Raw genomic sequence first — 15,038 nt, 5'->3', positions numbered from 1 at the left:
CGTTTCCGTAGGAAGGGCCCGTCGCACTCCGAAGCAGTCGTCGGTCGTCAGCCGACAGCCCTCAGCCGACAGCCGTCAGCCGTCAGCCGTCAGCCGTCAGCCGTCAGCCGTCAGCCGTCGGCGAGAGTCCTGCGATAGGCGACGCAGCCCTCGTACGCCGGGAGCAGGCCCTGTGCCTCCGCGGCGGCGAGCGACGGCGCCTGCTCGTCCTTCGGGGACAGCAGCGGTCGGATGCCGGTCGGCCACTCGACGGCGAGGTCCGGGTCCAGCGGATGGATGCCGTGCTCGCGCTCGGGGGCGTAGCCCTCGGAACACAGGTAGACGACCGTCGCGTCGTCCGTGAGGGCGAAGAAGGCGTGCCCGAGGCCCTCGGACAGGTAGACGGCGTGGTGGGTCTGGTCGTCGAGCCGGACGGCTTCCCACTGCTTGTACGTCGGGGAGCCGACGCGGATGTCGACGACGACATCTATGACCGCGCCGCGCACGCAGGTGAGGTACTTGGCCTGGCTCGGCGGGACGTCGGCGAAGTGGATGCCGCGCAGGGTGCCCCGCCTGGAGACGGAGCAGTTGGCCTGCGCCAGGTTGAGGTCCTGGCCGGTCGCCTCACGGAAATCGGCGCCGCGGAACCATTCGTGGAAGCTGCCGCGGTCGTCGGGGAAGACCTTGGGTTCCAGTATCCAAGCGCCTTCGATGTCCAGTGGTCGCACGTGGTGATCCTTGTTCGCGTGGTTCGGTTACTTCTTCAGCGTCCGACGGAGCCTGCCCGCCGCGCGGCGCAAGAACGCCGGCCTCAGGAGGTGGAAGCCGAGCCGCCTCCGCGCGGGCTTCTTGGCTGCGCCAGCGAGGCGCTTGACTACGACACCTCCGCTCGCGCGGACATCGAGCGCCAGCGGGAGTGCCACCGGCTTGCCGGCTCCGGGCGACGGCAGGATCAGCTCCAACCGCCATTGGCCTCCCACCAGTTCCTCGAGCGGCAGGCCGGCCCTCAGCTCGGCCTCGCCGACCCCGCGGGCGCTCAGCGTGCCGGGCAGTACCACCGACCGGCTGGTCGCGGCCTCCGTCAGCCTCAGGTTCGCCTCGCTCTCGCCCCGGACGTGGAACGGCAAGGCAACGGTGAGGCCGCCGGGGTCCGTTGTCACGATCACATCGGCGGACGTGAGGCCGGCGAACTCGTACGCGATCCGTTCGGTCTGCTGGTCGACGTCGAGCGAGAGGTTGCCGTGCGGATCGGTCCAGAAGGGCAGGAAGAGACGGGCCGGAGAACCGGCAACGGCGGCGCCGCGTCCACGCCCGGCCCCTTCGCTGCGTACGGCACCGAGGCGGGCATCCTTGGTCCACCCGCAGGAGGTGATGCGGATGTAGACGTCCCAGACGCCCGCATCCAGTGCGGCGCCGTTCGCGGCCGACAACGGGTCGATCCGTGAGGTGGCTCGGAAGACGTGCCGGAAGTGTCCCTCCCGGCGCTTCACCGGGATCTTCTCGCGGGTGAACTCGACCGGCTGGAAGAACTCCGCGGCTGTCGCACGATCCCGCACGACGAGGTCGACCTTGGACTTGGCCAGCGGGGCGGAGGTGTCCGCGCCCAGCTGGGCGATGGCGTCCAGGCTGGTCTGCGGCAGGGGCGGGACGAGGAGGTCCTTCTCGCCGTCGGTACGGAAGACGATGGGTTCGCCGCCCGACTTGTACTCGGCGGTGTAACCGATCGTCAGCTTGCCGTCCTGCCAGCGGAGGTCGTCGAGGACGCCGGAGGGCTTGACCCGTGACTCCCACCGGGCGAACTCCTCGATGTCGGGGAGTCGGCCGGCCGCGATCAGGTCGGCGACGATCCGCTGTGTGGTCGGCAGACCGGCCGCGACTCCGGGCCCGAATCGCTCGACGACCACCTTGTGCATCTCGTCGAAGAGTTCCTGGCGGTAGTCGGCGGGCAGCTTCAGCAGACGCTGTCCGCGCATCCGCTCGACCATCTCGTTGCGCAGCCAGCGGCGGAAGAGCCGGTCGCGCAGCGGCCCGGGCTCGGTGAGTTCCTCGACGACATCGAGGGCCTCGCGAAGATTGTTGAAATAGCCGACCGGGTCGAATCGCTGGAAGCCCGCGTTGGAGGCGTCGTCGCGCTTGACGTGGTAGTAGCAGAGGTAGTCGCTGAGGACGGCGACATTGTCCGCCCGCAGATACGCCTCGGCGACGAAGACGTGGTCCTCCAGGCGGCGGCGCCCCTCCTTGTAGCGGAGGTCGTACTTGTCCAGGAACGCCTTCCGGAACATTTTGTGCGGGGTGAGACTGTCGATCAGCGGGGCGTTCTCGACATTCGCGTACGGCCGGTTCTTGCGGAACAGCTCCCGCGGGACCGGACGCCCTTTGCCGGCCATCTTGCCCACGATGACGTCGGCGCCGTTCTCCACGCCGTAGTCGTACATCCGCTCAAGGGCTTCGTCGCCCAGCCAGTCGTCGTTGTCCACGAACTGGATGAACTCACCCTTGGCGGCGGCCATACCGACGTTGCGGGGCTTGCCCGACCACCCGGAGCCCTCCTGGTGGATGACGTGCATGTGCGGATACTCGGCGGCGAGCCGATCCAGGCGCTCGGGGGTCTCGTCGGTGGACCCGTCGTCGACGAAGATCGCCTCGTACTCGTCGTCCGGCAGGCTCTGGCGCAGAAGAGAGGCGATGCAGTCCTCGATGTACACGCCCGGGTTGTACACCGGGACCACGACGCTCACTTTGATCGGCACGTGACTTTCCGCTCCTCCGCTACTCAGCGACTTCGTGACGGCCATCTCGGACTCCTCGCCCCGCACGGGTGACAGTCCTGGCCGCCGACCTGCCGGGCCATGCACAAGCACTCTTGTACAGACGGGACGAGAACGTCGGTAGTTCCGTTCGGGCAGGGGCCCCGACCACCCGTCCGGGCTCTTGCCTGGTCAACGGTTCGTTCGTCGGTTCGATGACAGCCTGGACACCGCTCCGGAGCGACTCCGCCTCCGCATCGACGAACCTACTACATGTTGTAGTGTTCAGTTGGCCGCTCCGACATCGGCTTGTTCCCCGGCCGACTCACCGTCATCACATCAAAGTGATGTCATACCGGACTCTTACTCATGGAAATCATGGAATATCCGACATGATTCGGCGACCTATGACACAGCGGATGGAGCCGTGACTTGACTGGATCTAGCATGCCGCGAATGAAAGCCCTTGTGCTGTCGGGTGGTTCGGGCACTCGCCTGCGTCCCATCACACACACATCGGCCAAGCAACTGGTGCCCGTCGCCAACAAACCCGTGCTGTTCTACGGGCTGGAGGCCATCGCCGATGCCGGCATCACAGACGTCGGGATCATCGTCGGCGACACCGCCGAAGAGATCCGGGAAGTCGTGGGTGACGGCTCGAAACTCGGAATCAACGTCACCTACATACCGCAGGACAAGCCGCTCGGTCTGGCCCACGCGGTGCTCATCGCACGCGAGTTCCTGGGTGACGACGACTTCGTGATGTACCTCGGCGACAACTTCATCGTCGGCGGCATCACGGGCCTTGTCGACGAGTTCCGTAACGAACGCCCCGACGCCCAGATCCTGCTGACCCAGGTGCCCAACCCGACGTCGTTCGGTGTCGCCGAGCTCGACGAGAGCGGCCGCGTCAAGGGACTGGAGGAGAAGCCGAAACACCCCAAGAGCGACCTCGCACTGGTGGGTGTCTATCTCTTCACACCCGCGGTCCACGAGGCCGTCCGCAGCATCGAGCCCTCCTGGCGCGGCGAGCTGGAGATCACTCACGCCATCCAGTGGCTGATCGACCAGAACAAGGACGTCCGCTCGACGACCATCTCCGGCTACTGGAAGGACACCGGGAACGTCGCCGACATGCTGGAGGTCAACCGCTCCGTCCTGGAGAGGCTCGAGCCCCACGTCGAGGGCACCGTCGACGACTCCAGCGAGATCATCGGCCGTGTGCGTATCGACGCGGGCGCCGAGGTCCGCGGGTCGCGCATCGTCGGCCCTGCCGTCATCGGACGCGGTTCGGTGATCAACGGCTCGTACGTCGGCCCGTTCACGTCCATCTCCGAGGGCTGCCGGATCGAGGACAGCGAGGTCGAGTACTCGATCGTGCTGCGTGACTCCTCCATCACCGGCGTCCGGCGCGTCGAGGCCTCGCTCATCGGCCGCAACGTGGAGGTCACCCCCGCGCCCCGCAACCCCGCGGTCCACCGTCTGGTGCTCGGCGACCACAGCAAGGTACAGATCTCCTCATGACGACAAGAATCCTGGTGACCGGCGGCGCCGGTTTCATCGGCTCCCACTACGTCCGCACCCTCCTGGGACCCGACGGCCCCGGCGACGTGGCGATCACCGTGCTGGACAAGCTCACCTACGCGGGCAACCCGGCCAACCTCGACGAGGTCCGCGACCACCCGGGCTTCGCCTTCGTGCAGGGCGACATCTGCGACCCCGAGCTCGTGGGCAAGCTGATGGCCGAGCACGACGAGGTGGTGCACTTCGCGGCCGAGTCGCACGTGGACCGCTCCATCGACGGCGGCGCGGAGTTCGTCCGTACGAACGTGGTCGGCACCCACACCCTCATCGACGCCGCACACCGGTCCGGCATCAGGACCTTCGTACACATCTCCACCGACGAGGTCTACGGCTCCATCGACGAGGGCTCCTGGCCGGAGACGCACCCGCTGCAGCCCAACTCGCCGTACTCCTCCGCCAAGGCCTCCAGCGACCTGATCGCGCTGTCGTACCACCGCACCCACGGCCTCGACGTACGCGTGACGCGCTGCTCCAACAACTACGGGCACCACCACTTCCCCGAGAAGGTCATCCCGCTGTTCATCACGAACCTGCTGGACGGCAAGAAGGTCCCGCTCTACGGCGACGGCGGCAACGTCCGCGACTGGCTGCACATCGACGACCACGTCCAGGGCATCGACCTGGTGCGCACCCGGGGCCGCGCCGGCGACGTCTACAACATCGGCGGCGGCACCGAACTGTCCAACAAGGAACTCACCTCCCTCCTGCTGCAGGCCTGCGACGCCGGCTGGGACAGCGTCGAGTACGTCGCCGACCGCAAGGGCCACGACCGCCGCTACTCCGTGGACTGCACCAAGATCCGGACGGAACTGGGCTACGCACCCCGCAAGGACTTCGTCACCGGCCTCGCCGAGACCGTCGCCTGGTACCGGGACAACCGCGACTGGTGGGAGCCCCTGAAGGAGCGAGCGGCACTGTGACATCCACCTGGCTGATCACCGGCGCGGGCGGCATGCTCGGCAAGGACCTCATGGCCCGCCTGGCGGCGGACAGAGAGCAGGTCGTGGGCCTGGCCCGCGGGGACCTCGACATCACGGACCCGGACGCGGTGCACGAAGCCGTCGCGAAGCACCGGCCGGACGTGACCGTCAACTGCGCGGCCTGGACCGCCGTCGACGACGCCGAGGCCCAGGAGGCCGAGGCCCTGCGGATCAACGGCCACGGCCCCCGGAACCTGGCAGCAGCCTGCGCCGAGACCGGAGCCAGGCTGCTCCAGGTCTCCACGGACTACGTCTTCGCGGGCGACGCCGACTCGCCCTACGCGGAGGACGCCCCCACAGCTCCACGAAGTGCCTACGGCCGCACCAAACTCGCCGGCGAGCAGGCCGTACTGGCCGCGCTCCCCGACTCGGGCTACGTGGTACGCACGGCATGGCTGTACGGAGCCGACGGCGGCAACTTCGTCCGTACGATGATCAAACTGGAGAGCGTCAAGGACACCCTCGACGTGGTCGACGACCAGCGCGGCCAGCCCACCTGGACCGTCGACCTCGCCGACCGGCTCGTCCGCCTCGGCCGCTCCGCACTGCACGGGGTCGCCCCGGCCGGGATCTACCACGGCACCAGCAGCGGTGAAGCCACCTGGTTCGACCTCGCCCGGGAGATCTTCGGGCTGCTCGGCGCGGACACCGAGCGAGTCCGCCCGACCACGAGCGCCGCCTACCCTCGCCCGGCGCCCCGGCCGAGCTACAGCGTCCTCGGCCACGACCGCTGGGCAGCCGCCGGGGTTGAGCCCATCCGGGGCTGGCGCGAGGCCCTGCATGAAGCGTTTCCGGCGATGCTTGCCGCCGAGCGGCCGTAGTCCGACGCAAGAAGCTCCGAGCCCGCGCTACCGGGATGCTGAACCGGCATGCTCTCGCGGCACCGCGGTGCCTTGTGGCCGGCTGCGGTTCCTTCAGCGATCGTCGGCTCCATGGTGATCACAACAAGGTTCCGGCTGATGCGGGCTGCACCCAGCCAAGGCCGAAGCCGTCGTCGCCCCGGCGTCCGCGGCGCATTGCGCACGCTCCGCGCTGTCGACCAGGCTCTCGCTGTCCGAGGCGGCGTTGGCCAGGCTGACGCAGCACAGGGTGAGCAGGAGTGCGCCCGCCACGAAGGGCAGGGAGCGACGCGGGGGCGGCGGAGACAGCAGGGCCTGCACCCGCTGGGGCACCGACCCGCCGGTCGCGGCCAGGGCGGCGGGCCGTACCACGGCCGCGGATGCGAGGGCCGCCCGTCCGACGGCGCGGGCGACGACCGTACGACTGCCGACGCGGGCGGCGGCCTCCTCGTCGGCCCAGCGCTCCAAGGCGAAACCACCCGCCTCGGCCAGCGGTCGCAGCAGCGGGGTGACGGCCGCCGTGAGCCGCCACACGGTCTGGAACAGGTGGTGGCGGCCATGGAGATGGGCCCGTTCGTGCGCCAGCATGGCCTCGCGCTCCGCGTCACCGAGGCAACGCAGCATCCCCCGGGACACCACGATCCGCCCAGGCGCGCCGGGCAGCGCGAATGCCTGCGGAACGTCGTCGTCGAGCACCGCCAGCTCGGTGTCTCCGGGCACCCGGCCGCATTCCCGGCGGGCCCACAGGAGGTGACGGACCTGGCGTACGGCCGCCACGCCCAGCGACACGAGCCCCACCACCAGGGCCAGGGCGCTGACGGCCGCGACGGACAGGAACACCGGGTCGTGAGTGCGCAGCGCGGCCACCGACCAATGCCCCTCCTCCGCGACCTCCGGGATCTGCGCGAAGGCGGTGAACGCCAGCAGGGCCAGCGAGCCGAGCCAGCCGATCGCCGTCACCACCGCCGCGCATGCCAGGGACCAGGCGGCGGGCCGCGGTGCACGTTGCCGAGCCACCCTAGGAGCGAGGCCCGCGAGGACCACGGTGACCACGAGCGGGACGTAGACGCTGATCGTCACCGGTTCACTGCCCGTCGTCGCGGCCGGCGTCCTGCCCGCCCAGCAGACGGTGCAGCAACCGCTCGTCCTCCCGCGACAGTTCGGACACGAAGCGAGACAACACCGCCTCCCGGTCCGAGCCACGCTCCAGCAGGCTGTGCATCCGCACGGCCGTCTCGGTCGCCTCGTCCCGGACGGGCTCATACGCATTGCCGCGGCCCACGGGATGACGTACGAGCATCCCCTTGTCGTAGAGACGCGACAGGATCGTCAGCACCGTCGTGTAGGCGAGAGCCCCGGGGAGACGTTCCAGGACCTGCCGAGCGGTCAGCGGCTCCTTCGCTGCCCACAGAGCGGCGAGAACGCCACTCTCCAGCTCCCCGCGCGCCCTTCTCCCGGTCGCCCCACCGCTTTCCTCGCTCCGCTCGCGCACCTGTTCACCGCCTTCCTGCTCGGCCGCCACCCTACCGGGAGTTACTACGTCCTGTAGAAGACGAGGGCGGCGATCACTTCGTGCGACGGTCTCCACCTTGCGGACCCGGTGATGCGGACCGCAACTCGCGAACTCGAACACGGAAGACACGCCAGCGCCGCTCATTGTCATGCACCAGCATCGCCGACTCCGCCATCAGGTCGGCCGCCCGATCCAGCAGTTCGGAAGCCGAGTACAGATAGGCGGGGGCGTGCCGTTCTTCTGCCAGGTCGGCCCGCAGTGCCGCGGGTGTGAAGTCGACCTTGGCCAGCAGGTCCAGGGCGCGCCGCAGCAGCCGCGCCATCAGGGACTGCAGTGCGGCCGACTGCCAGTCGTTGGAGATGATCCGGTGCCGTTCCCCGAGCAGGTCGGCCAGCGCGGGGTAGGCGGCCAGGCTCCCCGCGATCTCCCAGGCCTGCTCCATCGCCTGAGTCAGCCAGGCACCCGTCTGCTCGACGTCATCCGCGACCTGTCGGACCTCACGCTTCAACCGCCGCAATTCGGCGGGCTCGCCCTCACCCTCCATGAACAGCACTCCCGACTCCGCGACGAGTCCGGGGGCATTCAGGTCCTCCGCACCGCTGAATCCGACCGACGACGCCCGCTCACCCACGCCGGCCTCGCTCCACCGGTCAGCCAGCGCCTTGAGCACCCGAGAGCGCGCCTGCAGCTCACTGGCCTGCCGCAACGGCGCTTGGGAGTAGTACTCCTCGTGCTCGCGATGGAACCGCGCGAGATTGTCGATCAACCGCAGGAGCGATTCAGGAGGGCTGACCTGCGCTTCGTTCTCGGCCATGCCGACAGTCTGCACCGCGCCCGCGCCCAACGGATGGCAAGGCACGCGCCCACCGCTGCGGATTACAGCCGTGCGCCACACAGGGATGACTTGCGGAACTTTGCTGAACCCAACTGCGTACCGGAACACGGCATGTACAGCTGCGCCGGTGCCGCCCTGGAGGGACAATCCGTCGCGGGAAAAGTACGCAGTCGAGCGACCTCATCTACGCGGGAGGCTTCCGTGCCGGAGCAGGAGAGCGTTACGCCGCCCCAAGCCGAACCAGAAGGAGCGGGCACGACGCCGGAGCCCCCCGCCACGGCGGAAAGGGTCACTGAATTGGCCCAAGCGCTGCCGGATGAGGCAAAGCCCGACCTGGCCGCCGCCCTCGTCCAAGGAATGAGCACACGCGAGCAGCAGCAAGCGGCCTTCGGCAGTGTGCTTGACGCTCTGCCCGACGAAGGCAAGCAGGACCTTGCCACTGTGCTCATCAACGGTATGAACACGGACGAGCAGAAACGGGCCGCCGCCGGGCGTGCAGTTGACGCCCTGAAACCGGATCAGCGCCAGGAACTGGCCCGCAGCGTTCTGGGCCAGCCCAATGCCAAGACGGCGCAGACGCTCTGGTACATCGTGGTCTCCACGTTGGCTGCCGCAGTCTTCGTCTTCGGTGTGCTGGCGTTCGTGCTCATATACCAGAAGAAGCCGGCAGAGGCTCCGCTCGCTCTTGCCACCACCGCGCTCGGAGGCGTAGTCGGCCTTGTTGCCACCAGCCCAGGAGGCAACGGGTCGCACTGAGGCACAACCCACGACGTCGGCCGTGACGGCGGCAAGAGGCATCCCGGACATAAAGATCACCGCCTGCGGCCGACGCCTTAAGCGTGGTTTAAACGCGAATTAAACGTTCTTCAGTCTCCCCCACCCTCTCAAATAGCCGCAGGTCAGGGACACTTGGGGCTGCGCGTTCCGGTTGGCAGGGCAAATGATCGTGCGTATGGTCATGGCCCACCGGTGACGCCCGACGCAAAATTGAGAGCGCTCTCAGACGCCCCTTCCGTCCGCGCCCTCCAGCGAGAGCCGTCCACCGCCGAGCCGAACATCCCCAAAGACGAGGTGTGTTTCCCGCATGGCAGCTCATCGCGCACGCCGATGGTCGTACGGAGGGCTGGTGCTGCTGATCACCACCGCCCTCGCCTGCGCCATCCTCTTCAACACGACAGGTCCGGCCACCAACCGCGCGAACGCGGCCGCGGCGCAGACATGGTCCGAGGACTTCAACGGCGCCGCGGGCAGCGCGCCAGACTCCTCCAAGTGGACCCGGGAGACGGGCGGCGGCGGCAACGGCAACCACGAGTTGCAGTACTACACGAACAGCACCGACAACGCCGCGCTCGACGGCCACGGCAATCTGGTCATCACCGCCCGCAAGAACAGCGACCCGGGTCTGCAGTGCTGGTACGGCACCTGCCAGTACACCTCGGCGCGACTGAACACGGCCAAGGCCTTCACCCAGAAGTACGGCCACTTCGAGTCCCGCATCAAGGTGCCGCGCGGCCAGGGCGTCTGGCCGGCGTTCTGGATGCTGGGCGACGACCTCGGCAGCGCCGGCTGGCCGAACAGCGGCGAGATCGACATCATGGAGAACGTCGGCAGCGAGCCCGGCACCGTCCACGGGACGATCCACGGCCCCGGCTACTCCGGCTCGGGCGGCATCGGCGCCGCGTACACCCTGCCGAACGGCACGTCCTTCGCCGACGACTTCCATGTCTTCGCCGTCGACTGGAGCCCGTCCGCGATCAAGTGGTCGGTGGACGGCCAGGTCTACGAGACCCGCACCCCCGCCGACGTGGGCGGCAACAAGTGGGTCTACGACCACCCGTTCTTCATCATCCTGAACTTCGCCGTCGGCGGTGACTGGCCCGGCAGCCCCGACGCCACCACCTCCTTCCCGCAGACGATGACCGTCGACTACGTCCACGTCACCGCCTCGGACTCCGGCAGCACCGGCGGCACCACCCGCAGCGGCGCCATCAAGGGCATCGGCGACATGTGCGTGGACGTCGCGGGCGCCGCCACCGCCGACGGCACCCCCGTCCAGCTGCACGACTGCACGGGCGACGACGCCCAGAAGTGGACCCCGGTCAGCGACGGCACCGTGCGGGCCCTCGGCAAGTGCCTTGACGTCAAGGCCGGTTCACACGACGACGGCGCGGTCGTACAGCTCTACACCTGCAACGGCACGGCAGCCCAGCAGTGGACCTACACCGCCGCCCACGACCTGACCAACACCGGCGCCGACAAGTGTCTCGACGCCAAGGGCAACTCCTCGGCCGACGGCACCCCGTTGCAGATCTGGACGTGCACCCGCGCGACGAACCAGAAGTGGACCATCAGCTGAACGTCCCCGGCACACCGCCGGCCACCCCCCGCCCTCGCCCCATCCCCCGAGTGGCCCGGTCCGCCCGGCCGGCCCCCAAGGAGTCGTACGCATGACACCCCGCCACCAGCGCAACCTGACCCGCCGCAAGGTGCTGTTCGCCCTGGGCGGCGCGGCCGTCGCCGTCCCGGCGATCGCCGCCGTCGCTCCGCACGCCCTCGCAGGCCAGACCGACGCCGCGGCGAGCGACTCGCTCCCGGTGACCGTCGTCAACAACAGCGGTTCGTTCGCCGACACCTCCGTCCACCTCTACGTCGTCGGCAACCTCGACGGCAAGCAGGTACGGCTCACCCCGGACGGAACCGTCGCCCCCATCGCCCTGTCGGACAACGGAGCCGACGGCTTCACCGACTACGCCATCCCCCTGTCGAGCAGCGGCGACACCAAGCTGTCCCTGCCCTACATGTCGGGCCGCATCTACGTGTCGCTCGGCGAGAAGCTCAAGTTCAAGGCCGTCACCGACGGCAACGGCAACGCGGCCCTGCAGTACCCGGCCGGATGGGTCACGTCGGACCCCAGCTACGGCATCCTGCACGACTGCGCCGAGTTCACGTACAACGCGGCCGGGATGTTCTGCAACACCACCATGGTCGACATGTTCAGCGTGCCGATGAGCATCCGGCTCACCGGCGACAAGGACCAGACGACGGGTGCCCTGCGCGACGGCGGGCGCGCCGCCGCCTTCGCCGCCGTCAAGCGGGTCGAGGACTTCGCGCGGCTGGTCGTCGACGACACGCGGATCATCGCTCCCGGCCACGGCCTGGACGCGGGTCTCTTCGCCGCGGACTACTTCGCCCCGTACATCGACGAGGTGTGGAGCACCTACACCGGCAAGGACCTCAAGGTCACCACCAACGCCGGCACGTTCACCGGCCGGGTGCGCGGCGAGCGCCTCACCTTCGACGGGCCGGCCTCCGTGTCCCTCGCCAAGCCCTCGACCCGCGACGTCCTCTTCTGCGACGGCAACCTCGCCGCTCCCAACGACGGCACCACCGGCCCCGTCGCCGCCGTCCTGGGGGCGGGCTTCAACCGCTCGACACTCCTGGCCGACACCGCCCAGCCCGCCACCGACCCCGCCGCCTTCTACCAGGGCGACCTGACCAACCACTACGCGAAGGCCATCCACGCGGCGACCAAGGACGGCAAGGCCTACGGCTTCGCCTTCGACGACGTCGCGGACTTCGCCTCGTACATTCAGGACACCCGGCCGACCGGCCTCACGCTCACGCTGTCGCCGTTCTGACGGCGCCCCGCACGGAACCGCCACCAGGACCGGCCGTCAGTGCTCGTGCGGGCCGTGCCGGTGGACGGGGCCGTGCGCGTCGTCGCAGTGCTCCGCCGGTTCCGTCGAAGGCGTGGTGATCTGGAGCAGATCCTCCACGTCGGCGCCCTCGCCGAGGTGGTCGACCTGCAGGGTGGCGTGGCCGATGTCGTGCTTGACGCGCAGGAGCTGCTGGAGGTGACGGCGCACGGCATGGCAGTCACCGCCCGGTTCGACCAGGACGTGCGCGGAGAGGGCGGGCTCACCGGAGGTGATGGTCCACACGTGCAGGTCGTGGATCTCCACGACCTGCGGCTGGGAGGCCAGTTCGTCTCCGATCGCGTCCGGGTCGAAGCCGACCGGCGCGGCCTCCAGGAAGATCCGTCCGGAGTCGCGCACCAGCCCGTAGCCCGCCTTGAACATCAGGACGACCACGACAAGGGTGGCGATGGCGTCGGCGCGGTCGAACCCGGTCAGCACGACGATCAGCGCGGCGATCGCGGTGCCGATGAAGGCGAACAGGTCGTTCAGGATGTGCTGGTAGGCGCCTTCGACGTTCAGCGAGGTCCGGTTGGCCTTCGAGATGCACCAGGCGGCCACGACGTTGACGACGATGCCGACGAGCGCGGTGGCCAGCATGAGGCCACCGGCGACCTCGGGCGGGCTGATCAGACGGCGGACGGCCTCGTACCCCAGCCAGGCCCCGAGCAACAGCAAGGTCAGGCCGTTGGCCTGCGCGGAGAGGATCTCGGCGCGCTTGAGACCGTACGTGAAGCCACCGCGGGCCGGGCGGGCTGCCAGCCGCATCGCGATCAGGGCGAGCACGATCGAGGCGGCGTCGGTGAGCATGTGCGCCGCGTCCGAGATCAGGGCCAGCGAGCCCGCGATGATGCCGACGACCACCTCGGCCACCATGAACACCGTGATCAAGGTGAGGGCGATCGCCAGCCAGCGGCGGTCGGCATCCGCCGAGACACCGTGGGAGTGCCCGGCGTGCCCACCTACGCCGTCACCGTGCCCATGCCCCCCGTGCCCGTGCCCGGCCTCGTGGTCATGCCCGTGATCGGCGTCGTGCCCGTGATCGGTCATGTCGTACGACTACCCCCTCGCGTCGGATGTCTGAACCGCAGTGAAACGCATGGGCGGGGCCATCACCAAAGACTGCATCGGTGACCGTTGTCATCTCCGTCAAGAATCACCCTGACCTGCGAAAACGCAATACGACTGGATGAAAATGGGGCCGGTTTCCACTACACCCACCCGGTGCGACGAACGGCACCAGGTGACGGGTAGGTTCCAGGGCACCCCGATCCCGGACGCCCACGAAAGCCTGCCGATGCGACCGTTACCACCGTGCCGCGTGATCACGTGACCGGGCACCGAGTGCGTGCCGGAGCAGGCCGGGCGAGCCGCGCGGGAACCTGCGCGCGGGCCGGCCTGTTCGCCGTGCTCGGCACCGTGCTCGCGGCCTTCGGGCACCACGCGATCGCCGAGGGCGCGGCGCCGTGGCGGTTCGTGGGTGCGTCGGTCGCGGTCCAGTTCGTGGCCGTGTGGCCACTGGCACGTCGCCGCTACACGCCTGCCGCGACCGTCCTGTGGACGCTGGCGACGCAGGCGGGGCTGCACCTCACCCTGTCCTACGCGAACGGCGGCGCACCGGCCGCGATGCCGGGGCGCGGGATGCACGCCGGACACACCACGGCCGCGGTGGGGGACGGGCATGCCTGGCATCACGCCGGTACGGCGATGACGACCGTGCATGTGGTCACCGCCCTCGTGGTGGCCTTGCTGCTGTGCCGGGCGGACGCCCGGATGACGGCCGCGCCCGGCACCGTCGCCAGGGCAGCGGTGGCGGCACTGGCCCACATGCTGGCACGGCTGACGGGCAACACCGGCCGGCCGGTCTTCTCACTTCCCGGCCGGCGGCCGGGCGCTGCCTTCGAGGTGGCGACGCCCGCCTGGGACGACGTACTGGAGTACGCGGTGGTGCGCAGGGGGCCACCGCGACGGGAGTACCTCCAGCACGTCCTCCGGTCCCGGCCGCTACGGGACCGGTCCTTCCCGTACCAGCAAGGAGCACCCCTGTGTCCATGCCCACGCCCATCGCCCCACGCCCGGCGGCGCGCGCCGGCCGCCGTACAGCGCTCGCCTCTGCCGTCGCGATGACGGCGACACTCGCCCTGGCCGCGCCGGCCGCCGCCCACGCGGAGGTCGAGGCCGACACTCCGCAGGCGCTGGCCGAGAACGTCACCCTCAGCTTCGTCTCCGAGGCCGAGTCCGACTCGGCGGGCTTCACCCAGCTGCGCATCGTGCTGCCCGAGGGCATCACCCCCGGCGACGTGACACTCCAAGAGGCGCCCAAGGGCTGGAAGTTCAAGACCACCGACGACGGATACAGCCTCACCGGCCCCGCCCTGAAGCCCGGCGTCGACGCCGAGCACAAGATCGAGGTCCGGCAGCTGCCGGACGCCAAGCAGATCGCCTTCAAGACGGTCGAGACCTACAGCGACGGCGAGGTCTCCCGCTGGATCGAGCTCCCCAGCGGCGGCGCGGAGTCCGAACAGCCTGCACCGGTCCTGAAGTTGAAGGCGGCGGCGCCGGGCGCCGAGCCGGTGAGCCCCAGTCCGAGCGCTGACGTGACCGAGGCCGCGACGCCCAGCCCGGCCCCGTCCACCAGCGAGTCGGACATCGAAGCCGCGGACTCCACCACTGAGGCCACAGCGACCGGGGCGGACGGCAGCAGCTCGACCGGCCTCGTCATCGGCGTGGTCCTCGCTGTGCCGGCTCTTCTCGGCGCCGGGGTGTGGTGGCTGGTGAAGCGGCGCGGCACGCCGTCGTCCGACAGCTGATCCACGCCGAAGGCGGCAACGACGCCGGTCGGTCCGAACCTCCACGGACCGACCGG

At 69.3% G+C, this 15,038-nt stretch carries 14 protein-coding genes; 8 read left to right on the top strand and 6 right to left on the bottom strand.

Going from position 1 to position 15,038, the window contains the following annotated elements; genetic code table 11:
* Window positions 1-110 precede the first annotated feature (110 nt).
* Together rfbC and ACQF4J_RS44615 are read right to left on the bottom strand one after the other, a co-directional pair.
* Entirely contained in the window at window positions 111-707 is a 597-nt protein-coding gene (gene rfbC, locus ACQF4J_RS44620; protein WP_427168386.1) for a dTDP-4-dehydrorhamnose 3,5-epimerase, read from the bottom strand.
* 27 nt (window positions 708-734) lie between these two features.
* Complete coding sequence (locus ACQF4J_RS44615; RefSeq protein WP_427168385.1) at window positions 735-2,729, bottom strand: glycosyltransferase; 1,995 nt, start codon at window positions 2,727-2,729, stop codon at window positions 735-737.
* Window positions 2,730-3,182: 453 nt separating this feature from the next.
* On the opposite strand from ACQF4J_RS44615, the gene ACQF4J_RS44610 reads away from it, so the two are divergent.
* The 3 genes from ACQF4J_RS44610 to rfbD are packed head-to-tail and all read left to right on the top strand — an operon-like array spanning window position 3,183 to window position 6,111.
* A complete protein-coding gene (locus ACQF4J_RS44610; protein ID WP_351581984.1) occupies window positions 3,183-4,250 on the top strand; it encodes a glucose-1-phosphate thymidylyltransferase in 1,068 nt (355 codons plus the stop codon).
* Window positions 4,247-5,230 carry a dTDP-glucose 4,6-dehydratase gene (rfbB, locus tag ACQF4J_RS44605; RefSeq protein ID WP_427168384.1) on the top strand — a complete coding sequence of 328 codons (984 nt, stop codon included), beginning with the start codon at window positions 4,247-4,249 and terminating at the stop codon, window positions 5,228-5,230. Before ACQF4J_RS44610 ends, rfbB begins: the two co-directional genes overlap by 4 nt.
* 32 nt (window positions 5,231-5,262) lie before the next feature.
* Complete coding sequence (gene rfbD, locus ACQF4J_RS44600; protein ID WP_427168692.1) at window positions 5,263-6,111, top strand: dTDP-4-dehydrorhamnose reductase; 849 nt, start codon at window positions 5,263-5,265, stop codon at window positions 6,109-6,111.
* Window positions 6,112-6,204: 93 nt separating this feature from the next.
* Here rfbD and ACQF4J_RS44595 read toward each other — a convergent pair whose 3' ends face one another.
* The 3 genes from ACQF4J_RS44595 to ACQF4J_RS44585 form a co-directional block, all read right to left on the bottom strand.
* Window positions 6,205-7,209 carry a M56 family metallopeptidase gene (locus ACQF4J_RS44595; protein ID WP_427168383.1) on the bottom strand — a complete coding sequence of 335 codons (1,005 nt, stop codon included), beginning with the start codon at window positions 7,207-7,209 and terminating at the stop codon, window positions 6,205-6,207.
* Between the two features lie 4 nt (window positions 7,210-7,213).
* A complete protein-coding gene (locus tag ACQF4J_RS44590) occupies window positions 7,214-7,621 on the bottom strand; it encodes a BlaI/MecI/CopY family transcriptional regulator (protein WP_351582011.1) in 408 nt (135 codons plus the stop codon).
* 73 nt (window positions 7,622-7,694) lie between these two features.
* Window positions 7,695-8,456, bottom strand: a complete 762-nt coding sequence (locus tag ACQF4J_RS44585; RefSeq protein WP_351581992.1) for a hypothetical protein — start codon at window positions 8,454-8,456, stop codon at window positions 7,695-7,697.
* A 222-nt stretch (window positions 8,457-8,678) separates the two neighbouring features.
* Between ACQF4J_RS44585 and ACQF4J_RS44580 the strand changes: the two genes are divergently transcribed.
* The 3 genes from ACQF4J_RS44580 to ACQF4J_RS44570 all read left to right on the top strand — a co-directional run bounded on the left by ACQF4J_RS44580 (window position 8,679) and on the right by ACQF4J_RS44570 (window position 12,115).
* Entirely contained in the window at window positions 8,679-9,233 is a 555-nt protein-coding gene (locus ACQF4J_RS44580) for a hypothetical protein (RefSeq protein ID WP_351581994.1), read from the top strand.
* Window positions 9,234-9,561: 328 nt separating this feature from the next.
* Window positions 9,562-10,833 (top strand): family 16 glycosylhydrolase, encoded by a 1,272-nt coding sequence (locus ACQF4J_RS44575; RefSeq protein WP_351803952.1) that lies wholly within the window; start codon window positions 9,562-9,564, stop codon window positions 10,831-10,833.
* Between the two features lie 91 nt (window positions 10,834-10,924).
* Entirely contained in the window at window positions 10,925-12,115 is a 1,191-nt protein-coding gene (locus ACQF4J_RS44570) for a beta-1,3-glucanase family protein (RefSeq protein WP_427168382.1), read from the top strand.
* A gap of 36 nt (window positions 12,116-12,151) precedes the next feature.
* Here ACQF4J_RS44570 and ACQF4J_RS44565 read toward each other — a convergent pair whose 3' ends face one another.
* Entirely contained in the window at window positions 12,152-13,222 is a 1,071-nt protein-coding gene (locus tag ACQF4J_RS44565; protein ID WP_427168381.1) for a cation diffusion facilitator family transporter, read from the bottom strand.
* Between the two features lie 264 nt (window positions 13,223-13,486).
* Here ACQF4J_RS44565 and ACQF4J_RS44560 point away from each other — a divergent pair, with 264 nt between their 5' ends.
* Together ACQF4J_RS44560 and ACQF4J_RS44555 are read left to right on the top strand one after the other, a co-directional pair.
* Window positions 13,487-14,299 (top strand): hypothetical protein, encoded by an 813-nt coding sequence (locus ACQF4J_RS44560; RefSeq protein WP_427168380.1) that lies wholly within the window; start codon window positions 13,487-13,489, stop codon window positions 14,297-14,299.
* Window positions 14,296-14,982 (top strand): DUF1775 domain-containing protein, encoded by a 687-nt coding sequence (locus ACQF4J_RS44555; protein ID WP_427168379.1) that lies wholly within the window; start codon window positions 14,296-14,298, stop codon window positions 14,980-14,982. The genes ACQF4J_RS44560 and ACQF4J_RS44555 overlap by 4 nt, the downstream gene beginning before the upstream one ends.
* Window positions 14,983-15,038 lie beyond the last annotated feature (56 nt).

The sequence above is a fragment of the Streptomyces sp. C1-1 genome (genome assembly GCF_050214755.1).
GTDB lineage: Bacteria > Actinomycetota > Actinomycetes > Streptomycetales > Streptomycetaceae > Streptomyces.
Note: the sequence above shows the minus strand (reverse complement) of the source record. Positions and strands in the feature narration are given on the sequence as shown.